This is a genomic window from uncultured Tateyamaria sp. (assembly GCF_947504105.1).
Taxonomy (GTDB): Bacteria; Pseudomonadota; Alphaproteobacteria; order Rhodobacterales; family Rhodobacteraceae; genus Tateyamaria.
Map to the genome: position 1 here is coordinate 1 of NZ_CANNGP010000010.1, position 20,605 is coordinate 20,605.

Consider the following 20,605-nt stretch of genomic DNA (forward strand, 5'->3'; position numbering starts at 1 on the left):
TGAGAATAGCAGCCTAAATGAACCCCTGATCCATCTTAAACCGGCTGCAAATTGGTCGAAAATCTAGGACCACCTCTCAAAGCCCCAACCGGTTGGGTTGTCTCACAAATCCAATCTTGCGGCCGCAGCCTACGAAAAGAGCCAAAAATATGTTAGAATACGCTTATTGAAACAACGAATATTAAAGGAACTGATGACATGGCCGACCTTGATCGTAAGAACCTAAAATTTGATGTTGATACCGCTTCTTTGGCTGACCTTCAAAAAATTCAAAGCATGATTATGGGCCGTATTGTGCAGGACATTCAGGCAAAGGCTGATCCCACCGCGATGTATGACAGCCACGGCTCCAATCATACAAATCACTCGGACGCAGTTGCAGCGGCCGCCTTGGCGGCGCGAGTGAACCCCGGAAACCGCTAACCGGATTGGTCGGGCCAGATAGCTGATCTGGTTCGGCCCAAATTTTTTTAAAGGTTGATCGATATGAATAGCACGTCCTTTCGGGCAGTGCCTGATCGCGCGCCGTTGCGTTGGATAATTTTGAAGATCCATCAGCGTTGTAATCTCAATTGCTCTTATTGCTACGTGTACAACCGAGGCGATGATAGCTGGAAATCGCGTCCCAAGCAGATGGGAAACGATGTTATTGATCAGGTCTGCAAACTCATCGTCGAGCATTGCGCACGATACACAATTGACGAGTTTGTCATAGAGCTTCACGGTGGCGAACCCATGCTCGTGGGCAAGACCAGGTTTGTCGAGATCATCAATCGGATCCGCACTGCCTGCGCGCCCCTGTCCATCAAATTCCTGATGCAGACCAATGGCACACTGCTGGATCAGGAGTGGAGCGATATTCTGGCAGAACACGCGGTTGCCGTAGGTATCAGTGTTGATGGCCCTGCCGAATTCGCGGACCAGAAGCGGTTCTACCACAATGGCAAAGGCTCAACCAACGATGTGTTGCGTCGCCTTTCGTCGGTGAAGTCCCATCCGGATAGGCCGTTTACGCATGGCTGCCTGGCCGTGATCGACCCGACGATCCCGGGCGCAGATATGATAGACTGGTTGGTGGAAAACGACATAATGTTTGCCGACCTGTTGCTTCCTCTTGGCAACCGAGCCAACCCGCCTGACGGATGGACCGGCCCCGAGCCCTATACAAAGTATATGCTGGACGCGTTCGAGCGTTGGTGGGCGCTGGACGGAGATGCACCGCATATCCGTTTCTTCGAGATGATGATCCGCGCGCATCTGGGGTACAAACCTGAACTTGATGCATTGGGCGGAGACCTTGGTGCCTTATGTGTCGTGGAAACCAACGGAGCCATCGGCATCTCGGATGTGATCAGCGTGTGCGGTGGGTATAGCGGCACTGATCTCATCACCATCTGGGACACCAGTCTGGATCAGCATGTTGACAAGCTTGACGTCGACCTTGTTCAGGCGCCGTGCGCCGCTTGCAAATCATGCCCGGAGTTCACGGCCTGTAACGGAGGCTACCTACCTCATCGCTGGGATGGGACAGGTTTCGACAACACCTCGCTCTACTGCGAGACACTTTCTGCCCTATCTGCGCGCATCAGGGAGGCAATCACCTCTTCCCTGCCTGCCAGCATGATCAAAACAAAAGAGGTTGCAGCATGACCTCCCCGAACTTCTCGGCTTTTGAATGCTTTGCCTGCGCCGACAATGCCCGTTCTGACCCTTTGTTCGGTCTGGTCGTCCAAGGCTATGCAAACTCTGTAATATCCAGAATGATCGAGGATCCAAATCACAACAGTCTGGCCCCCGCACTTGAGGGTTGGATGAACCGGTTGCAGCCATTGAGCGCAACATGGCACGCCAGTATCTCAAAACTTGGAAGGCGTATCTTTGACGAAGGCCGAGGTTGCGATCAAGAGCGCGTGGGAAGGTTGCTGCTGGATCTGAGCGACAGATTGGACAAGGTAGACTTTGCTTTTGAACTGAAGAGCGGGCTGCCCATTGTGCATCACGGTCGGATACACAAGGCGAAAGGTCCGGTGCGTCTGGTCAAAGAGAATGGACAGGTTGCGGTCCATGGTCTGGATGCAGGTTTGCCACTCTCCTCAGACGGGTCAATCGCAATGGTCGAAACCAGACAAACGGTAGAGTCATTGTGCCGCGATGGTGCGCCGGCCGTGCCGCTGAATCTATCAAAGATTGCCGATTACGGATGGGCAGCCGAGGTGTCCGAGGGGATAAGCCTGATGTCTAAGGTCAACCCAAGTTATGAGATTTGGGTTCGGCGCCTTCTCAGCACATTAATCCTGACAGAACGGCTGGAAAACCGCACCTGTTCGGGCAGTTGGTCCGACACATCAGGAACGGTCTACATGTCCCAACCCAATTCGTTGCTCGAAGTAGGAGAGGTGCTGATCCACGAATGCGCTCACCAACACTTTCACCTTGCCTGCCGGGTTTTCCCCATGAAAACCGATACGGAAAACGGTCGATATTTCTCGCCTCCCGTTGGTCGTGAACGACCGCTTGATATGATACTGATCGCCTATCATGCGTTTGCCAACGTACTGACCTATTACGAATGCGCGTTCGACATGTCACTCGGCGACCAACTTTCTCACAATAGGTACAGGAGTTTTAGTCAAGAGGTCGCCGTGCTTGAAAGCTATCTCGACAATAACAAGGGCCTATCGGAATTGGGGCGCACCATTTTCTCAACGCTTCGCACGTGCAGACAAGAGCGCATCTGCGCGATGCCGGGCGTAGCCGCGGATGCCTAAGTGGGAAGTTATCTGTTGTCGGCCATGCGCGCTAGGCCGGGTTTCACTTTGCGAGTGATCGGTCAGCGATCCGCTTATGGCACAAGCCCGCGTTCTTCAAACAAGGCGCGAAGATAAGACTCGTCCTCCGCAATATGAACCAACTCCCTCGGGGCGCGACCCGCCGCATGCGCCAAGGCGCTGACGCGACCTTGTCCACGAAACAGTGTGTTGGGCACCTTGTCCGCGATCTCATCCTGGTAGGCTGCGTCCAGTGGTATGATATCCCACCCGGCGTCCCGCAGCCCTAAGACGAGATCATATATGAACAGGGCCGCAATATCATTTTCATGAAGCAACAGAACGTGGCGGGGTGATCGAGCTAATGTTTCCTGTGCAATTGAATCATAGAATTCAACAGTGTCCACCAGCAGTTCAACATATGTCTGGCCCAGAACACTCAGGTCCAATGGGTGGTTCGCCGCAACGGCTTCATCTACCAAAGCCTGAAGATACCAATCATAGTTGTCGACGGTGATGTAACCGTTTCGCAGGCCTCTCTCGGCCAAGCCATCTTCGACAGCAGCCTGCTTTATTCTGTCGTCACCTTCTTGCAAGTACGGGTAACGGAAGAGGTCCAAAGTGTTTTCAAAGCTGGCCAAGGCTTCCGACGCCACATCAACATCCGCCAAAAATTCTTCTGCGCTTGTTCGACTCAGTGAGGGATGCGTATCGGTATGATTGGCCAGAAAATGACCTGCGGCCTGATACGCGCGGAGACGCTCGGCACCATTTTCCGCTTTCGTGATGTTACCTGCTAGAACAAAGAATCCTGCGCCTTCAACACCTGCACGGGCCAGCTCAGCGATCAACCGCGATGTCCTATCCGTCCCACTGAGCAGTGTCCCGTCCAATCGTGGTGCATCATCAAAACTAAGGGCGATCTCGCGTCGTTCCTCATTAGCTTGACTGGTTTCCTGAGAAGCCGCTGCCCCGATTGCCGTAACGTGCATGACAACAATGATGGCACCCAACGCACCGGCGAGTCTGTGCAAAGCTTCGTTTCTTATTTGACAGTGAAACATTGATATGGCTCCACTGCGCTTGAACCGATCTATTTCTCCGGAGGGGAGTTTTTCATATTAGCGCGATGACAAGTCCAGAAATTGAACATGGCGAGCAGGAATGCGTTGGCAATAGGCAAATGGAAATCCCGGTTACCTGCTACAAGGGGACAGACTGCCCATTTCGAGCAGCGGGGATTAGTTTTCGGTTCGCAAGGCGCACTGCACTAGCGACCCCAAGCCGCCAGGTCACTTAGAATGAGTGAGCGGAGTGGATGTTCGGACAAAACGTAGCCCGATAGATTCTTGTGTCAGAGCCACATCACCGCATTTCACCATCGAAACGCAAGGGAGCCCGGGCGTGAACTACAGCAAGTAGGCCCAGACAAAAACTACAGGCAACATGCATGTAAACGCGATCATAAATAGCTTCGCCGCATGGCTAACCTTGGCGAACCGACCATTGCCAAGTGCACTTTCGCCGTAGTTCATGGCGGCCGCCATCACGACATATCCTTGGCGTTCCCGTCCCATCTTGGCGCGATTGATCGACGCCATTGCCGCGTGATAGCGGGCGTCCTGGCGTGCTTGTTCATCAAGGCTCGGTTGCAGATTTTCCATATGTGTCATGTGATGCGCACTCCTGTTGTCGGATCACGACATGGAGCGTGCAACGATCAAGTCCACATTCTGCGACAAAAAAGGCCAGCCCATAGGCTGGCCTTTGCTTGCAAGGTAAAAACGGATTCTATTTCAGTGCCTTATCGGTGATCTGGTGCGTCCACGCGCCCTCGGGTGCAGCAGAAATCACAGGGTCCGACCCGCCAGACAGCAGCGATTGCACTGTCCGCTCGTAGTCCGCAGGCAACAACGCCCCGTTTGATCCGGCTGTCAGCTTGGCAACCTCGCCCATCATACGCTTCTGGTGCTTTTCGGTCTGCGCTCCGGTCTCGTCGTACTCCAGCACGATATCGGCAGCTTCGTCCGGGTTTTCCTCGGCATATTTCCAGCCCTTCATCGAGGCGCGGACAAAGCGCACCATCTTGTCCTCAAAAGCCGGGTCGGTCAGGTTTTCTTCAAGCACATAGAGCCCGTCTTCCAGCGTGGCGACGCCATTGTCTTCGTACTTGAAGACAGTCAGGTCGTCGGGCGACAAGCCCGCGTCGATCACCTGCCAGTATTCGTTGTAGGTCATGGTTGATACACAAGCCGCCTGTCCGTTCAGTATCGGGTCGACGTTGAAGCCCTGCTTCAGCACTTCGACACCCGCATCCGAGCCGTCGGTGGGGATCTCAAGCTGGCTCATCCAGGACAGGAACGGGAATTCGTTGCCAAAGAACCAGACACCCAGCGTCTTGCCCGGGAAGTCTGCCGTTGTCTCAACGCCCGCGTCCTTGCGGCAGGTCAGCATCATGCCGGACGACTTGAACGGTTGCGCAATATTGACCATCGGCAGGCCCTTTTCACGGGCAGCCAAGGCGGCTGGCATCCACTCGACCGTCACATCGGCACCACCACCGGCCAGCACCTGCGTAGGCGCGATGTCAGGACCGCCAGGCTTGACGGTGACGTTCAAGTCTTCCTCACCATAGAACCCTTTTTCCAGCGCCACATAGTAGCCCGCGAACTGGGCTTGTGTGACCCACTTCAGTTGCAGCGTGACATCATCTGCCGCCATGGCCGCACTGGCAACGAGCGATAGTGCCGCGGCTCCGAATGTTGCTTTGATCTTCATGATACCCTCCAAGGTGATTGCAGTTTTTTATGCGCGTTGTGACGGGTGCCAGAAGGTCACCCGCTTTTCGATCCAGGCCACGATGCCATAGAATGCCGTGCCCGCCAAAGCTGCCACCGCGATCTCAGCCCAGACAAGGTCAATGCTCAAGCTTCCCACGCCGGTCGAGATGCGGAAACCCATACCGCGTGTGGGGGAGCCGAAATATTCGGCAACAATGGCCCCGATCAGGGCCAGCGTGGTGGCGATTTTCAGGCCGTTGAAAACGAACGGCATTGCCGCGGGCAATCTCAGGCGGAACAGGGTTTGCCAGTATCCGGCTGCATATGTCCGCATCAGATCGCGTTGCATGGCCGAGGCTTCGTTCAAACCCTGCACCTTGTTCACGAGGATCGGAAAGAAGACCATGACCACCACAACCGCTGCCTTCGACTGCCAATCGAAGCCGAACCAGTTCACCATGATCGGCGCGATGCCGACGATGGGCAAGGCCGCGACAAAGTTGCCAATGGGCAGAAGCCCCCTTGTCAGGAAAGCTGACCTGTCGATCAGGATTGCCGCGACAAAGGCAGCGATGGCCCCGATGGCAAACCCGCGCAACGCTCCCTTGACTACAGTCTGCCGGAAGTCGATCAACAATATATCGGTGGACCCGGCAAATGTCTGTGCCACGGTCGACGGCGCGGGCAGGATCACAGGCGAGATGCCAAAGCCGCGCACCAGCGCCTCCCAAACGACCAAAAGGGTCACGCCAAAGATCACCGGGACAGCAATGCGGACGACCCTGTTGTCGCTTCGGCGCGCAAGCCAAGTGTTCAGTGCCCAACCACCCAGCCAGACCAGCAATGCAAGGACAAGCCAACTCATGTCGCCATCCCCATGCGTTTAAGGGTCAGCCGCTGGATCAGATCAAGCAGTGTCACTAGCGCGCCCGCCAGCACGGCCGCCGCGAACAACGCTGACCAGATAGCAAGCGGTGTCCCAAACTGGTCCCCGATCAGGATACGGGCGCCTAGACCGCTGATGGCGCCCGTGGGCAACTCGCCTACAATGGTGCCGACCAATGCGGCCGCGATCCCGACTTTGAGAGAGGTAAAGAGATAGGGCACCGAAGCCGGTAGTCGCAAGCGCAGGAAACTTTGCAAGCTATTGGCGTTGTAGGTCCGGAGCAAGTCAAGCTGGGACGATTGGGGCGCACGCAGCCCTTTTACCATTCCGACCAACACCGGGAAGAAACACAAATAGGCCGAGATAATCGCCTTGGGCACCCCGCGACCCTCGATCCCCAACTGGGACGACAGCACGATGATCATGGGGGCCAAAGCCACAATGGGAATGGTCTGGCTGATGATGGCCCAGGGCATCAGGCTAAGTTGCGCGGTACGGGAATAGACGATTGCCACAGCTCCCACGATACCCAGAAGTGTGCCAAGCGCAAAGCCCCACAGCGTTGATTGCAAGGTGATCCAGCCATGGTAGATCAGCCCGCGTTTGGACCATGGCCGCCCCTTGGCAATCATGGCACCTGTGGTCTTCCACAACTCCTGACCCACCTGTGCCGGTGTCGGCAACCGCGGGCGCTCAAGCGCATAGCCCAGTCCAACATGCTTGGAATTGTCCAGCATCAGGCGCCACACCGAGATCTCACGCCGCGGCACGGATCCTTCGGGCACAATAGCGTCCCCGGCCCGCTCGGCCTGATCCAGCGCCACCCGCACGTTCATGGGCGCCACAGCCAGATACCAGATGCCAACAATCACGGTCAAAACAGTCAAGACAGGCAGCAATGATCGCATCAAGACATCCCCTGCTTCATCTCGCCAAACAGACTTTCCCCGTGGAGTGGCTGTCCACCAGGCCGACGCTCAGTCATAGGCATGGCCCGCCCGCAAACCATCTCGCACCCTGTGCGCGATTTCCAGAAATTCGGGGCTTTCCCTGATATCCAGCGGTCTTTCTTTTGGCAGCGTGCTTTCAATAACATCCGTGATGCGGCCCGGTCGTGGCGACATCACCACGATCTTTGTCGACAGATATACCGCCTCGGGGATCGAGTGGGTGACAAAGGCGATGGTCTTCTCCGTCCGGGCCCAAAGCTGCAACAGCTGCTCATTCAAATGATCCCGCACAATCTCATCGAGCGCACCAAAGGGTTCGTCCATCAGCAGAATGTCGGCATCAAAGGCCAAGGCACGGGCTATCGATGCACGTTGCTGCATCCCGCCTGACAACTGCCACGGAAACTTCTTCTCGAAGCCTGATAGCTCTACCAACTCCAATGTTCGCGCCACGCGTTCGGCTTGCTCGACCTTCGAATATCCCATGATCTCAAGCGGCAGCGAGATATTCCGCCCGATCGTCCGCCAAGGATACAGCCCCGCCGCCTGAAACACATAGCCATAAGCCCGCGCCTTGCGCGCCTCTTCGGGCGTGGTGCCGTTCACGGTGATGCCGCCGCCTGTTGGTTGTTCCAGATCGGCCATGCAGCGCAGAAAGGTGGTCTTGCCACAACCCGACGGGCCGATGAACGATACAAAATCGCCCTTCCCGATATCCAGCGACACACCTTTCAAAGCGTGAACCGGGCCATCATTTGTTTGAAAGGTCAGATCGAGCGCGTTGGCTTGAATTACGGATTTTTCAGTCACTGTAGAGCCAGTCGTGCAGACGTTTTGAAATGTGGTGCGGGCGCTTGAGTCAAAGCAACGATGTCCTCGTCCATATGATCAATGTGGTAAGTGACAATACGATATCCTAAGCGATAGCCTGTCCAAGCCGGGTAGCGCCCAGCTCCAAAGAACCACGCGGCATGGTCATAACTCTTGTCCCAGCCTTCAAGCACATCATCAACCGGCGTGACATCGCCGTCGCGTGACATTTCCCAGGGTTCGGGTGGAGAGCCAAAGAGCTCACGGACAAATACGCCAGCAAGACCTTCGCTGGTCAGCGCTTCACCTAATGTTGACCCATAACCAGGGCCACGCCCGCGCAACACGTGATTGATTTCATGGGCCAATGTACGCTCAAGCGGTTCGCCAAGGTTGTCTTCGAACGCTGCACACTCTGGATCGAAGGTCAGGTGGATCAACCACCCGGTTGGCGCGTACCCCACATGGCCACGTTCTCGGATCACGCGCGCGCCATCCTGAACCACAATGTCGACAGCACCGACATCTACATGTGCTGACACGCGGCTATGTGTCCGATCTATTGCGGCTTCGATTGTGCTGCGCCATGGCTCCAACCTTCCGCGCGCATCCGCAACATGGATATGCCAAGGTGACCCCATCAAATCCCCGCCGGAATATTCAGTGGATCGCGCTCGATCATCTTGGGTGCGGTCAGCGCCTTCCACTTCGACAGCGCCACTGAAGCGCTCGGGAACGCAGGGCGCGGCACGAATTTACCCCGTCCTGGTGCGGGTTGCGAGTTCTGCCCCCAGGCCCAGATCACCTCGCCCCGGCTCAGCGTATAGCGCGACTGCGCTTTCACTTCGAACCCCTCAAACACGTTATAGTCCAGAACCGAATGGTGGTTGGTGGGCGAGATGGTCTTTCTAATCTTTGGATCCCAAACCACGATATCTGCGTCCGCACCTTCGACAATCGCGCCCTTCTTGGGATAGATATTCAGAATCTTCGCAACGTTCGTGGATGTGGTTGCAACAAATTCGTTTGGCGTCAGACGCCCTGTTTCCACACCTTCGGTCCACAGCACCGCCAGCCGCTCCTCCAACCCGTTCGACCCGTTAGGAATGATGCGGAAGTCATCGCGACCCGCGCGCTTCTGCTCGGTGTTGAACGCCGCATGGTCTGTCGCCACAACCTGCAGCGACCCCGCCTGCAAACCGGCCCAGAGCGAATCCTGATGTTCCTTCGACCGGAAGGGCGGCGACATTACGCGACGGGCAGCGTGGTCCCAATCGGTGTTGAAATACTCGCTCTCATCCAGCGTCAGAAACTGGATCAGCGGCTCGCCATAGACACGCATCCCTTTCTGCCGGGCGCGCCGGATCGCCTCGTGCGCCTGCTCGCAAGACACGTGTACGATGTAAAGCGGCACGCCCGCCGCGTCGGCGATCGTAATGGCGCGGTTGGCCGCCTCACCCTCAAACTCGGGTGGGCGAGAATAGGCGTGGCCCTCCGGCCCCGTGATCCCCTGATCGAAATACTTCTGCTGCATCTCGGCCACCAAATCGCCGTTCTCGGCATGGACCATGGGTAGCGCACCCAACTCGGCGCAGCGCTTGAAGGACGCGAACATCTCGTCATCCTCGATCATCAAGGCGCCTTTGTAGGCCATGAAGTGCTTGAAGGAATTGACGCCCATGTCGACGGCATCCTTCATCTCGTTGAAGATGCTCTCGTCCCAGCCGGTGATGGCCATGTGATAACCAACATCAGAACAGATCTGCGGCGCGGACTTGCGGTGCCACTCATTGATGGCGTTCTTGATCGACCCATCGGCACCCGGCAGGCAGAAATCGACGATCATCGTGGTCCCGCCAACGGCGGCGGCCCATGTGCCAGACTCAAAGGTCTCGGCTGCGGTGGTGCCCATAAACGGCATTTCCAGATGGGTGTGCGGGTCTATCCCGCCGGGGATGACATAGGCACCTTCAGCGTCGATATACTCGTCACCCACCAAATCCTCGCCAATCTGCTTGATGGTCTCACCTTCGACCAGCACATCCGCTTTCCACGTCCGGTCCGCCGTACAGACCATCCCGCCCTTGATCACCTTGGTCATGTCATCTCTCCTCTGTCAGCCGTTTCTTCTGACTGAAAATACCACGGGGTCTGGGGCAGCGCCCCAGTCAAACAGAAGCAAAACACCCCAACGCCGGCCCATGCACCCCAATATCCAAAGGCCCGAAATCACTCTCCACACATAGCGAAAAGTACCCTGCGCGGGGCAAGTATACCACGCGATAGGCGCCATCGCTGCGCGTCACGGTCCAGCAGCGCTGCGTGATGCCACCGCTAAAATTCACCGTCGTCTCAAACGGCTGCACCAGAGCGTCCGCAAAGGCCTGAACAAGCGTTCGCTCCGCCTCCGTCCCGCGCGGCGCATCCAGCGATTCCGCGGCCACCAGATCGGCGATGCGGTCGGCAAGGCTGAGGTCCGGGTCTATCACCCGACGATCTCCGCCGTTTCCACAACTGCATGCATCAGAACGTCGGCACCGGCTGAGGCCCACTCCTTGGATATCTCTTCCGCTTCATTGTGGCTGAGGCCATCCACGCAAGGGCACATGACCATTGCGGTGGGTGCCACCTGATTGATCCAGCACGCATCATGCCCGGCCCCCGAAATGATGTTCTGGTGGCTGTAGCCCAACCGCTCGGCGGCGTCGCGCACGGCAGTCACACACCCATCGTCAAAGGCCACGGGATCGAAGCCGCCGACCTTCTCAAAGGTAATCTCGAGCCCCATCTCGGCCGCAATCCTCTTGCCTTCGAGGCGCAGCCGCGTCTCCATATCCTCGATCACCTCAAGCTCGGGTGAACGGAAATCGACGGTGAACACAACCTTGCCTGGGATCACGTTGCGCGAGTTCGGATAGACGTCGATATGACCCGCGGCGCCCACCGCATGGGGTTTGTGCGACCACGCGATCTCATCAACCTTCTCTAGCACGCGCGCCATGCCGAGCCCCGCATTCCTACGCATCGGCATCGGCGTCGAGCCGGTGTGGCTGTCCTTGCCGGTGATCGTGACCTCAGTCCAGCTCAGCCCCTGGCCGTGGGTGACAACGCCAATGTCCTTGTTTTCGGACTCCAGAATGGGCCCTTGTTCGATATGCAGCTCGAAAAACGCGTGCATCTTGCGGGCGCCAACCTCTTCGTCACCGCGCCAGCCGATGCGCTTCAACTCATCACCAAACTTCTTGCCCTCCGCATCCGCGCGGTCATAGGCCCAGTCCTGTGTGTGGATGCCGGCGAACACCCCGGACGACAACATCGCGGGGGCGTAGCGCGTGCCTTCTTCGTTGGTGAAGTTGGTAACAACGATCGGATGCTTCGTCTTAACGTCCAAGTCGTTGAGCGTTCGAATAATCTCCAGTCCGCCAAGCACACCAAGCACGCCGTCATATTTGCCACCGGTGGGCTGTGTATCGAGGTGGCTGCCCACATAGACCGGCAGCGCATCCGGGTCTGCGCCCTCACGTCGTGCGAACATGTTGCCCATCTGGTCCAGGCCCATGGTACACCCTGCCGCCTCGCACCACGACTGAAACAGCGCGCGGCCCTCAGCATCTTCATCCGTAAGAGTCTGGCGGTTGTTGCCACCGGCCACCCCCGGTCCGATCTTGGCCATCTCCATCAAGCTATCCCACAGCCGATCTCCGTTGATCCGAAGATTTTCGCCCGGTGCCGCCATGTGATGTCCCCTTTTGCCGATGGTCATCCACTTTTTGACCAATTGGTAAAGCTACGATTGCCAGCCAACGCTTTTCTGTCAAGAACTGCTTTGAACAGAATTGCCCAAGCGACACGCATCTGCCTAGACTTGCAGCAGACCTAGACACTAGGATCAACCATGCCCGACGGTACGTCGAAAAAACCCAGCCGCATTCAGATGCGCAACCGCAGCCTGATCCTTGATGCTGCACTAGATGTCTTTTCGGCCCATGGGTATCGCGGCGCAACGCTTGACCAGATTGCGGAAGCGGCAGGTCTTTCGAAGCCCAACATCCTTTACTACTTCACCGGTAAAGAAGAGATACACGTCACCCTGCTGAACCAGTTGATGGAGACGTGGCTGGACCCTCTGGTCGAGATGGATGCCGCCGGCGATCCGCTGACCGAGCTTTTGGACTACGTACAACGTAAGCTCGACATGTCCCGTGATCTGCCCCGCGAAAGCCGCCTTTTCGCGGGCGAGATCCTGCAAGGCGCACCAAGGATGCTGCCACATTTGCGCGCAGATCTGAAACCACTCTTGAACGAGAAATGCGCCGTCATTCAGACTTGGATGAATGATGGTAAACTCGCACAGGTCGACCCGCGCCATCTTGTGTTTTCGATCTGGGCCACCACACAGCACTACGCCGATTTCGACACACAAGTCCGCGTACTTTTAGATGACGATCCACATGACAGCGCCGCGCAGTTTCTGGATCAAATGTATCGCAGTCTGCTCACGCCTTGAAAACGTCCCGAGATTTGTGGTCCGAAGTATTACTCCGCCGCAGTGGCTGATGGATTGTTGGGGTGTGTGGTCCAGTTGGCATAGTCTGGCTCAACCAACTTGCCCGTACGGGGGTCAGTAAGGCCCGGCTCCATCGCTTCCATAGTGATACAGTGCTCGACCGGGCACACGTTGACACACAAGTTGCACGCCACGCATTCATCGTCGATCACTTCGAACACGCGATCCTCCGACATCGAAATCGCCTGGTGCGAGGTGTCTTCGCACGCCGCATAACAGCGGCCACAAGACATGCAAAGATCCTGGTCGATCTTCGCTTTACTCACGTAGTTTAGGTTCAGATACTGCCAGTCCGTCACGTTCGGGACAGCACGGCCTACCAGTTCATCCACAGATGCGAAGCCCTTGTCGTCCATGTAGTCAGACAGGCCCGAAATCATCTCTTGCACGATCTTGAAACCGTAAGTCATGGCCGCCGTGCAGACCTGAACATTGCCAGCGCCAAGGGCAAGAAACTCCGCCGCGTCCTTCCAAGTGGTCACCCCTCCAATGCCGCTGATAGGCACATCACGCAGCGAAGGATCACGCGCGATCTCGGCCACCATATTCAGGGCGATAGGCTTCACCGCCGGACCACAATAGCCTCCGTGCGCACCTTTGCCATCAATCGTGGGTTCCGGCGAAAACAGATCCAGATCTACAGATGTGATCGAGTTGATCGTGTTGATCAGCGACACGGCGTCGGCGCCGCCCGATTTAGCGGCAGAAGCTGGCTTGCGAACATCGGTAATGTTTGGTGTCAGCTTGACTATCACGGGCATGCGCGTGTGTTTCTTCACCCACCGCGTCACCATCTCGATGTATTCAGGCACCTGCCCCACAGCAGACCCCATACCCCGTTCAGACATCCCGTGCGGGCACCCGAAGTTCAGCTCAACACCGTCCGCACCTGTCTCCTCGACGAGCGGCAGAATGCGAGCCCAGGGATCTTCCTCGCACGGAACCATCAGCGACACGATCATAGCCCGGTCAGGGTAATCCCGTTTGACCGCTTTGATTTCCTGAAGGTTCACCTCAAGGGGGCGATCCGTGATCAGTTCGATGTTGTTCAGACCTAAAAGCCGCCGATCCGCGCCATAGATGGCTCCATATCGCGGGCCATTGACGTTGACGACGGGCGGTCCCGCCTCGCCCAGCGTTTTCCAGACAACACCGCCCCACCCAGCCTCGAATGCGCGACGGACATTGTATTCCTTGTCGGTCGGCGGAGCCGAAGCCAGCCAGAACGGGTTGGGGGACTTGATCCCGATGAAATTGCTTTGAAGGTTTGCCATCTATCTCTCCTCCGGTCAGCCCATCAGGCTTGCATGAATATCCATCGCCGCATCGCGCCCTTCGGCCACGGCCGTCACTGTCAGGTCATCACCACCCAAGGCGCAGTCGCCCCCGGCCCAGACACCGTCGACCGACGTGCGGCCGGAACCCGTCACGGCAATCTTACCCATTTCCAGATCGGGCAGCCCGTTGCTTTCCAACGTCTGGCCAATGGCACGCAACACCTGATCCGCAGGAATGCGCACGGTTTCACCAGTGCCAGCCATGTCGTCAGTCACGTACTCGAATTCGATCTCTCGCACCGCGCCATTGCCGTGCACAGCCTTGGGCACCACGTTTGTCATAATCCGCACCCCCTTGGAGGCCGCAAGATCCTGCTCAAAAACGCTCGCGTTCATCCGGTCGCGGCCACGCCGGTAGGCGAGCGTCACATTCAACGCGCCCAACAGCTTGGATTGGACGGCAGCGTCGACAGCCGTCATGCCCCCGCCGATGACCACAACATCGCGTCCAACGGGCAGCGCGCCCAGATCGGATGACTGCCGCACATCGGCAATGAAGTCGACGGCGTCCGAAACACCCGCCTTGTCACCACCTTCTACATCCAGCGCATTCACGCCCCCCAACCCCATCCCAAGGAAAACCGCGTCGAAATCCGATTGTAACTGATCAAGGGTTACATCCGCCCCCAGTGCCTTGCCATGCTCAAGCGTGATGCCACCGATCTGAAGCAGCCAGTCGACTTCTGCCTGCGCGAAGCCCTCGGGCGTCTTGTAAGCCGCGATGCCATATTCATTCAGCCCCCCGGGCTTGGGCCGTGCATCATGGACAGTCACGTCATGACCCAGTATCGCGAGCCTGTGCGCACAAGAGAGGCCTGCCGGACCCGCTCCCACCACGGCCACCGTCTTGCCGGTGACCGTAGCGCGGGAGAACGGGTGGATGCCCTGTTGTTGCAAATGATCCGTCGCATACCGCTGCAGTTGACCGATCTTGACCGGTTTGCCCTCGGCCATCTCGCGCACACATGCTTCCTCGCACAGCGTTTCGGTCGGGCATACGCGGGCGCACATACCACCCATGATGTTCTGGCTCAGGATCGTCTTGGCGGCAGCGTCAGGCGTGCCGGTCGCGATCTGACGGATGAAAAGCGGAATGTCGATGTCGGTTGGGCACGCCGTGATGCAGGGGGCATCATGACAGAAGTAGCAGCGATCGGCCGCGACAAGCGCCTCATGCGGATCAAGGGCCGGATGCAGTTCCGAAAAATTCTCGGAATATGCTGCATCATCCAGACGGCCCGCCGCCACACCCGGTGAGAAAGGAGATTGCGTCATGTCCGCTCCATCGCAACAATCATTTGCCTGAAACGGTCTCACAGGTTCAAAATTTTATCAACTGGTAAAAAAGTGAACTCCGCCCGTAATGCACACGTTTGCACAAAGAAGCGGCACTTTGCCGGAATCCGAAAAGCCTTGGGGAAAGCCTTGCAATGCAGCAAAACGGTGCCATATGTCGCCGTGCTACATCATCTATCGACCCACTGCTCCTATCGGCTCAGTCACTCGATCTCATGACAACGCCACGGCTGCCGCATGTCGCGGGCAGCACCACATAGGAGTAACGACGATGGCCAACGGCACCGTCAAATGGTTCAACACCACCAAAGGTTACGGCTTTATTGCACCCGAAGATGGCGGCAAAGACATCTTTGTTCACATCTCGGCAGTCGAGCGTTCGGGTCTCACTGGCCTGGCCGACAACCAAAAGGTCACCTTTGACCTCGAAGCTGGTCGTGACGGCCGCGAGAGCGCGGTGAACATCGCTCTGGCCTGATTGGCCGCGCGATACGGGAATTTTCGGGCGGTGCATCCCCATGGTGCGCCGCCCTTTGTTTTGGGACCGAAGACACTTCGAGCAGGGGCTTGAAGACGCACTGCGCCTGTGCCTGTCGCCCAGTTTCTTCTGGTGGAAAATACCGCGGGGAGTCGCGACAGCGACGGGGCAGAGCCCCTAAAGAATGGCGTCGCGCAGCGGCAATCGGATCATGGTTCGCCCCAGTTCACTCCAACTGCCTCTTCGATACTCAACCGCCCAGCTGGCCATGGCACCATCAACGCCTTTGCAGCACCCAGATCGTCCCCCAGCCACACATCCATATCCTCACGTCTCAACAATACGCCCATGCGATGATGGATCGGGGCCACATCGGCATTCGGCTCACAGGTCACGGCGGCCACCTGCGGCACCTGCAAGCCACCCGGCGCTGTCCAGACATCCGTGATCGCTGCAAAATACAGGAACCCGCCCCCTTTGGGCGCAATCCGCCAAGCCGTCTTCTTCCGCTTCTCTCCGGTCCATTCGTACCAACCATTGACCGGGATCACGGCGCGGCCGACGCCATCAAACGCCGACTTGTCAAAAACTGTCTCTGACCGTGCGTTGATAATCTGCTCCATCACCGGGCGGCCGCGGGCATTCACACGCCCAACCGGCACGATACCCCACCGCATCCGTTTCAATACACCGTCAAATACAATGATCTCCTGGCTGGGCGCGATGTTCTGGCGGGCGGGTTCATTGTCGACTGTCCCCGCGGGGACACCAAGCGTGTCACTCAAATCTGACACGGGATCCGTGAAGAAAAACCGCCCCGGCATGTCTATTCAACCCGCGCAATAAGGGCCTGTACGCTTGGTCCCAGCCCCTCGACGATCTGTGCAACACCTTCGGCATTCGGGTGGACACCGTCGGACTGCATGAAAGAGCGCGCATCAGCCGGATCGATCTCTGAACCTCCGAGACCTGTAAAGAAGCTGTCGACATAAAGCGTATCGAACTCCTCGGCGATTTCCGGGTACATAGCGTCAAACGCCTGTTTGTAATCGGGGCCATAGTTGCCCGGCGCTTGCATCCCCACAACCAATACTTCCACCCCGGCATCACGTGCGGTTTGCACGATGCCTTCCAGGTTGGCGCGGCTGACCTCTGGCCCGATCCCGCGCAACAGATCGTTGCCTCCAAGCGTGACAATCATCGCGTCCACCTCTGGCGTCAGCGTCCACGCAACCCGGCTGAACCCGCCTTGGGTCGTATCGCCAGACACGCCAGCATTGATCAGGGTGACATCATGGCCGGCATTCGCCAACCATGCCTCGAGCTGCGGTACAAAACCCTGTTCGATCGGCAGACCATAGCCTTGGGTCAGGCTATCGCCCAACGCTGCAATGGTCACCGGTTCGGCCCACACCATCCCAGCCAACAGACTTACGACAATTGCACCTGTCACCTTGCCCATGTTGATCCGATCTCCATATGACCCCGTAGACGATATAAAGGCGACCGAGCATGTCCGATCCAGCCCTATCACTAAAAAATGCAGCACTCAGCCTCGATGGCAATGCCGGTCGGGTCGATATCCTGCACGGCATAACCATAGAAATAGGCAAGGGCGAAACAGTCGGGCTGGTGGGCCCGTCAGGGTCCGGCAAATCATCCTTGCTCATGGTTATGGGTGGGTTGGAGCGTGCGACCGGCGGCTCCGTCTCCGCACTTGGCCAGGACCTGACACACATGAACGAAGACGCACTTGCCCGTTTTCGCCGCGGTCATATGGGCGTTGTCTTTCAAAGCTTTCACCTGATCCCGACCATGACCGCTCTTGAAAACGTGGCAACACCGTTGGAACTGGCTGGTGCTCGCGACGCATTCGACCGGGCCGAGGCAGAGCTGGAAGCCGTGGGTCTTGCCCATCGCAGCGGTCATTATCCCAGCCAGATGTCTGGTGGCGAACAACAGCGCGTTGCACTGGCACGCGCCCTGGTCACGCGACCGGAAATCCTGCTGGCAGATGAACCCACCGGGAACCTTGACGGTGCCAATGGACAAGCCATCATGGACCTTCTTTTTGCCCTGCGCGACCGGCACGGTGCAACGCTGGTGCTGGTTACCCACGCGCCCGAGCTTGCATCACGCTGCGACCGCGTGATCCGCCTGGCCGATGGCCGGATCGAAGGGCCGGTGAAGGCCGCCGCGGAATGAGCATCGCAACATCTGCCCGCTTTGCCCGCCGCGAATTGCGCGGGGGCCTGCGCGGCTTTCGCATCTTCCTGGCCTGCCTCTCCCTTGGCGTGGCTGCCATCGCAGCCGTCGGATCTGTCCGCTCCGCCATTGAGGCCGGGCTGGAGCGCGAAGGCGCAGCCTTGCTGGGTGGCGATGCCGAACTGGACTTCACCTACCGCTTTGCCACGGACGTCGAACGCGCGTGGATGGAAAATGTCGCGGACAACGTTTCAGAGATCGCCGATTTCCGTTCCATGGCAGTCGTCGACCAGAACGGGGATACGGAACGCGGGCTGACGCAGATCAAGGCGGTCGATGGCGCCTATCCAGTGGTCGGCACTGTGGACCTGGACCCTGAAATTGAACTGCCCGACGCGCTTGCTGGCGCAGATGGCCTGCCTGGCGCTGTTATGGAGCGCGCGCTGATTGATCGACTGGGCCTGACGACTGGGGATTCTTTCCGCCTTGGCACGCAAGACTTCGTGCTGATGGCGACGCTGGTCCGCGAACCTGACAGCGCGGCTGGTGGCTTTGGTCTAGGACCGCGCACCATCGTGCTGCGCAGCGCGCTTGAGAACGCGCAACTGCTCGCACCCGGGACGCTGTTCAACTCCAAGTACCGTCTTGATCTGTCCGACAACACAGACCTTGCCACGCTCGAAGAAGAGGCGCGCGATCAATTCGAAGCCACCGGCATGCGGTGGACAGACGCGCGCAACGGCGCCCCCGGAGTGGCCGAGTTCGTGGACAGGCTGGGTGCCTTCCTCGTCCTCGTGGGGCTTTCGGGCCTGGCTGTAGGCGGAGTGGGTGTATCGGCGGCGGTGCGTGCCTATCTGGCGGGCAAGACATCCGTCATCGCGACGCTGCGCACGCTCGGAGCTGAGCGACGGACCATCTTCCAAACCTATTTTATACAGATCGGTGTGCTGTCCTTGCTGGGCATCGCCATCGGCCTTGCCTTGGGCGCACTTACTCCCCTCGCCCTTGCCCCTATTATCGAAGCGCGGCTGCCGATCCCTGCCAGTTTTACGGTCTACCCAGCTCCACTGATCGAAGCGGCGATCTACGGACTTCTGACAGCCTTTGTTTTTACCTTGTGGCCGCTGGCCCGGGCTGAAGATGTGCGGGCCGCCACCCTGTTTCGCGATGCGCTGGACAAGACCCGGTTACTGCCCCGGCTGGGGTACCTGCTTTGGATGGGGCTTGGCCTTGGTGCGCTGATTGGTCTTGCCGGTGTGTTCTCGGGCACGTGGCGGCTGACCCTTTGGACTGCAGGCGGCATCGCATTTGCGCTTTTCCTACTCGCCCTTGCGGCCACCCTGATCCGCTGGCTGTCGCGCAAGATCGCGCCCCGGGCCAAGGGACGCCCAGCCCTGCGATGGGCGCTTGGTGCCATCTCGGGAACTCGCGAAGGTGCCGCCTCTGTCGTCTTGTCCCTGGGCCTTGGCCTGTCAGTCCTTGCCGCGGTTGGGCAGATCGATGGCAACCTGCGCAACGCCATCACCGGAAACCTGCCCGAGGTCGCGCCCAGCTACTTCTTCGTCGACATCCAGCGCGACCAGATGCTGGGCTATACTGAGCGTTTGGAAAGTGACCCAGCCGTCAGCCGTATAGACAGTGCACCGATGCTGCGGGGGATCATCACGCAGATCAATGGACAGCGGGCCGCCGATGTCGCAGGCGATCACTGGGTGCTGTCTGGCGATCGGGGCATCACATATTCCGAAGCACCTTCTGAAAACACGCGTATCACGGCGGGCGAATGGTGGCCCGAAGGCTACACCGGCGCGCCGCAAATCAGCTTTGCCGCCGAGGAAGCCGAAGAGATGGGCCTGTCCATCGGAGACAGTATGACCATCAACATCCTTGGCAGAGATATCATGGGCACGATCACATCGTTCCGCGAGGTCGACTTTTCGACCGCTGGCATCGGGTTCATTCTGTCCATGAACCCATCCGCTTTGCAGGGCGCGCCCCACACCTTCATCTCGACCGTTTATGCCGAGGACACCGCCGAAACCCAGATTCTGCGCGATATCGCAAATGCTTATCCCAACGTGACCGCCATCCGCGTCCGTGACGCCATCGACCGTGTAAGCGAAGTCCTCTCCGGCCTCGCGGCCGCGACGTCCTATGGCGCTGCGGCCACGCTGCTGACCGGGTTCCTCGTCCTGATCGGGGCGGCTGCGGCAGGCACGCAGGCACGTACCTACGAGGCGGCGGTACTGAAGACGCTGGGGGCCACCCGCCAAAGCATCCTGATCAGCTTCGCCACACGCGCCGCACTTTTGGGCCTTGGAGCGGGCACAGTGGCCCTGGCTGCCGGGATCGCAGGAGGTTGGGCGGTCAGCACTTACGTAATGGAAACCGATTTCACGGTGATCTGGCCGTCTGCCCTTGCGATCATCATTGGGGGCATCGCAGCAACGCTCGTGGCTGGCCTTGCCTTCGCTTGGGGCCCGCTGGCGGCACGCCCGGCACACGTGTTGCGGGGACGTGAATGAGTC

General features: G+C 58.3%; 21 protein-coding genes. 7 read left to right on the forward strand and 14 right to left on the reverse strand.

The window, feature by feature from the left end; genetic code table 11:
* Positions 1–198: 198 nt before the first annotated feature.
* The 3 genes from Q1A75_RS08670 to Q1A75_RS08680 all read left to right on the forward strand — a co-directional run bounded on the left by Q1A75_RS08670 (position 199) and on the right by Q1A75_RS08680 (position 2,768).
* A complete protein-coding gene (locus tag Q1A75_RS08670; protein WP_299547727.1) occupies positions 199–423 on the forward strand; it encodes a hypothetical protein in 225 nt (74 codons plus the stop codon).
* A gap of 63 nt (positions 424–486) precedes the next feature.
* Positions 487–1,650 carry a radical SAM protein gene (locus Q1A75_RS08675; protein ID WP_299547723.1) on the forward strand — a complete coding sequence of 388 codons (1,164 nt, stop codon included), beginning with the start codon at positions 487–489 and terminating at the stop codon, positions 1,648–1,650.
* Positions 1,647–2,768, forward strand: coding sequence for an HEXXH motif-containing putative peptide modification protein (locus Q1A75_RS08680; protein ID WP_299547720.1), 1,122 nt, complete (start codon positions 1,647–1,649; stop codon positions 2,766–2,768). The genes Q1A75_RS08675 and Q1A75_RS08680 overlap by 4 nt, the downstream gene beginning before the upstream one ends.
* A gap of 74 nt (positions 2,769–2,842) precedes the next feature.
* Here Q1A75_RS08680 and Q1A75_RS08685 read toward each other — a convergent pair whose 3' ends face one another.
* From Q1A75_RS08685 to Q1A75_RS08730, 10 genes are all read right to left on the reverse strand, one after another.
* Positions 2,843–3,802 (reverse strand): polysaccharide deacetylase family protein, encoded by a 960-nt coding sequence (locus Q1A75_RS08685; protein WP_299592082.1) that lies wholly within the window; start codon positions 3,800–3,802, stop codon positions 2,843–2,845.
* A 375-nt stretch (positions 3,803–4,177) separates the two neighbouring features.
* Positions 4,178–4,441 (reverse strand): hypothetical protein, encoded by a 264-nt coding sequence (locus tag Q1A75_RS08690; RefSeq protein WP_299547714.1) that lies wholly within the window; start codon positions 4,439–4,441, stop codon positions 4,178–4,180.
* Between the two features lie 118 nt (positions 4,442–4,559).
* On the reverse strand, positions 4,560–5,546 hold the full coding sequence (locus Q1A75_RS08695) for an ABC transporter substrate-binding protein (RefSeq protein ID WP_299547712.1): 987 nt from the start codon (positions 5,544–5,546) through the stop codon (positions 4,560–4,562).
* Between the two features lie 27 nt (positions 5,547–5,573).
* On the reverse strand, positions 5,574–6,413 hold the full coding sequence (locus tag Q1A75_RS08700) for an ABC transporter permease (protein WP_299547709.1): 840 nt from the start codon (positions 6,411–6,413) through the stop codon (positions 5,574–5,576).
* Positions 6,410–7,342 (reverse strand): ABC transporter permease subunit, encoded by a 933-nt coding sequence (locus tag Q1A75_RS08705; protein ID WP_299547706.1) that lies wholly within the window; start codon positions 7,340–7,342, stop codon positions 6,410–6,412. The genes Q1A75_RS08700 and Q1A75_RS08705 overlap by 4 nt, the downstream gene beginning before the upstream one ends.
* A 69-nt stretch (positions 7,343–7,411) precedes the next feature.
* Complete coding sequence (locus tag Q1A75_RS08710) at positions 7,412–8,194, reverse strand: ABC transporter ATP-binding protein (RefSeq protein WP_299547703.1); 783 nt, start codon at positions 8,192–8,194, stop codon at positions 7,412–7,414.
* Complete coding sequence (locus tag Q1A75_RS08715) at positions 8,191–8,835, reverse strand: DUF2268 domain-containing putative Zn-dependent protease (protein WP_299547700.1); 645 nt, start codon at positions 8,833–8,835, stop codon at positions 8,191–8,193. Before Q1A75_RS08715 ends, Q1A75_RS08710 begins: the two co-directional genes overlap by 4 nt.
* Positions 8,835–10,295: a dihydropyrimidinase gene (gene hydA, locus Q1A75_RS08720; RefSeq protein ID WP_299547697.1), complete on the reverse strand. Its 1,461-nt coding sequence runs from the start codon at positions 10,293–10,295 to the stop codon at positions 8,835–8,837. Before hydA ends, Q1A75_RS08715 begins: the two co-directional genes overlap by 1 nt.
* A 67-nt stretch (positions 10,296–10,362) precedes the next feature.
* Positions 10,363–10,683, reverse strand: coding sequence for a hypothetical protein (locus tag Q1A75_RS08725; RefSeq protein WP_299547694.1), 321 nt, complete (start codon positions 10,681–10,683; stop codon positions 10,363–10,365).
* Entirely contained in the window at positions 10,680–11,930 is a 1,251-nt protein-coding gene (locus tag Q1A75_RS08730) for a Zn-dependent hydrolase (protein WP_299547745.1), read from the reverse strand. Before Q1A75_RS08730 ends, Q1A75_RS08725 begins: the two co-directional genes overlap by 4 nt.
* A gap of 159 nt (positions 11,931–12,089) precedes the next feature.
* Here Q1A75_RS08730 and Q1A75_RS08735 point away from each other — a divergent pair, with 159 nt between their 5' ends.
* Complete coding sequence (locus Q1A75_RS08735; RefSeq protein ID WP_299547691.1) at positions 12,090–12,701, forward strand: TetR family transcriptional regulator C-terminal domain-containing protein; 612 nt, start codon at positions 12,090–12,092, stop codon at positions 12,699–12,701.
* Positions 12,702–12,730: 29 nt separating this feature from the next.
* Here Q1A75_RS08735 and preA read toward each other — a convergent pair whose 3' ends face one another.
* Together preA and Q1A75_RS08745 are read right to left on the reverse strand one after the other, a co-directional pair.
* A complete protein-coding gene (preA, locus tag Q1A75_RS08740) occupies positions 12,731–14,035 on the reverse strand; it encodes an NAD-dependent dihydropyrimidine dehydrogenase subunit PreA (RefSeq protein WP_299547688.1) in 1,305 nt (434 codons plus the stop codon).
* A 15-nt stretch (positions 14,036–14,050) separates the two neighbouring features.
* Entirely contained in the window at positions 14,051–15,373 is a 1,323-nt protein-coding gene (locus tag Q1A75_RS08745; RefSeq protein WP_299547685.1) for an NAD(P)-dependent oxidoreductase, read from the reverse strand.
* Positions 15,374–15,665: 292 nt separating this feature from the next.
* Here Q1A75_RS08745 and Q1A75_RS08750 point away from each other — a divergent pair, with 292 nt between their 5' ends.
* Complete coding sequence (locus Q1A75_RS08750) at positions 15,666–15,872, forward strand: cold-shock protein (RefSeq protein ID WP_299152221.1); 207 nt, start codon at positions 15,666–15,668, stop codon at positions 15,870–15,872.
* Between the two features lie 209 nt (positions 15,873–16,081).
* Here Q1A75_RS08750 and Q1A75_RS08755 read toward each other — a convergent pair whose 3' ends face one another.
* On the reverse strand, positions 16,082–16,696 hold the full coding sequence (locus Q1A75_RS08755; protein ID WP_299547680.1) for an SOS response-associated peptidase: 615 nt from the start codon (positions 16,694–16,696) through the stop codon (positions 16,082–16,084).
* A 2-nt stretch (positions 16,697–16,698) separates the two neighbouring features.
* Positions 16,699–17,334: an arylesterase gene (locus tag Q1A75_RS08760; protein ID WP_299547677.1), complete on the reverse strand. Its 636-nt coding sequence runs from the start codon at positions 17,332–17,334 to the stop codon at positions 16,699–16,701.
* 50 nt (positions 17,335–17,384) lie between these two features.
* Here Q1A75_RS08760 and Q1A75_RS08765 point away from each other — a divergent pair, with 50 nt between their 5' ends.
* Both Q1A75_RS08765 and Q1A75_RS08770 read left to right on the forward strand, forming a co-directional pair.
* On the forward strand, positions 17,385–18,077 hold the full coding sequence (locus Q1A75_RS08765; protein ID WP_299547674.1) for an ABC transporter ATP-binding protein: 693 nt from the start codon (positions 17,385–17,387) through the stop codon (positions 18,075–18,077).
* Entirely contained in the window at positions 18,074–20,602 is a 2,529-nt protein-coding gene (locus tag Q1A75_RS08770; protein WP_299547671.1) for an FtsX-like permease family protein, read from the forward strand. The genes Q1A75_RS08765 and Q1A75_RS08770 overlap by 4 nt, the downstream gene beginning before the upstream one ends.
* Positions 20,603–20,605: the final 3 nt, after the last annotated feature.

What these genes read in the sequence shown, in the direction of transcription:
- Q1A75_RS08670 (WP_299547727.1), top strand. Translation starts at nt 199, where the DNA reads ATGGCCGACCTTGATCGTAAGAACCTAAAATTTGATGTTGATACCGCT.
- Q1A75_RS08675 (WP_299547723.1), top strand. Translation starts at nt 487, where the DNA reads ATGAATAGCACGTCCTTTCGGGCAGTGCCTGATCGCGCGCCGTTGCGT.
- Q1A75_RS08680 (WP_299547720.1), top strand. Translation starts at nt 1,647, where the DNA reads ATGACCTCCCCGAACTTCTCGGCTTTTGAATGCTTTGCCTGCGCCGAC.
- Q1A75_RS08690 (WP_299547714.1), bottom strand. Translation starts at nt 4,441, where the DNA reads ATGACACATATGGAAAATCTGCAACCGAGCCTTGATGAACAAGCACGC.
- Q1A75_RS08695 (WP_299547712.1), bottom strand. Translation starts at nt 5,546, where the DNA reads ATGAAGATCAAAGCAACATTCGGAGCCGCGGCACTATCGCTCGTTGCC.
- Q1A75_RS08700 (WP_299547709.1), bottom strand. Translation starts at nt 6,413, where the DNA reads ATGAGTTGGCTTGTCCTTGCATTGCTGGTCTGGCTGGGTGGTTGGGCA.
- Q1A75_RS08705 (WP_299547706.1), bottom strand. Translation starts at nt 7,342, where the DNA reads ATGCGATCATTGCTGCCTGTCTTGACTGTTTTGACCGTGATTGTTGGC.
- Q1A75_RS08715 (WP_299547700.1), bottom strand. Translation starts at nt 8,835, where the DNA reads ATGGGGTCACCTTGGCATATCCATGTTGCGGATGCGCGCGGAAGGTTG.
- hydA (WP_299547697.1), bottom strand. Translation starts at nt 10,295, where the DNA reads ATGACCAAGGTGATCAAGGGCGGGATGGTCTGTACGGCGGACCGGACG.
- Q1A75_RS08730 (WP_299547745.1), bottom strand. Translation starts at nt 11,930, where the DNA reads ATGGCGGCACCGGGCGAAAATCTTCGGATCAACGGAGATCGGCTGTGG.
- Q1A75_RS08735 (WP_299547691.1), top strand. Translation starts at nt 12,090, where the DNA reads ATGCCCGACGGTACGTCGAAAAAACCCAGCCGCATTCAGATGCGCAAC.
- preA (WP_299547688.1), bottom strand. Translation starts at nt 14,035, where the DNA reads ATGGCAAACCTTCAAAGCAATTTCATCGGGATCAAGTCCCCCAACCCG.
- Q1A75_RS08745 (WP_299547685.1), bottom strand. Translation starts at nt 15,373, where the DNA reads ATGACGCAATCTCCTTTCTCACCGGGTGTGGCGGCGGGCCGTCTGGAT.
- Q1A75_RS08750 (WP_299152221.1), top strand. Translation starts at nt 15,666, where the DNA reads ATGGCCAACGGCACCGTCAAATGGTTCAACACCACCAAAGGTTACGGC.
- Q1A75_RS08755 (WP_299547680.1), bottom strand. Translation starts at nt 16,696, where the DNA reads ATGCCGGGGCGGTTTTTCTTCACGGATCCCGTGTCAGATTTGAGTGAC.
- Q1A75_RS08760 (WP_299547677.1), bottom strand. Translation starts at nt 17,334, where the DNA reads ATGGGCAAGGTGACAGGTGCAATTGTCGTAAGTCTGTTGGCTGGGATG.
- Q1A75_RS08765 (WP_299547674.1), top strand. Translation starts at nt 17,385, where the DNA reads ATGTCCGATCCAGCCCTATCACTAAAAAATGCAGCACTCAGCCTCGAT.
- Q1A75_RS08770 (WP_299547671.1), top strand. Translation starts at nt 18,074, where the DNA reads ATGAGCATCGCAACATCTGCCCGCTTTGCCCGCCGCGAATTGCGCGGG.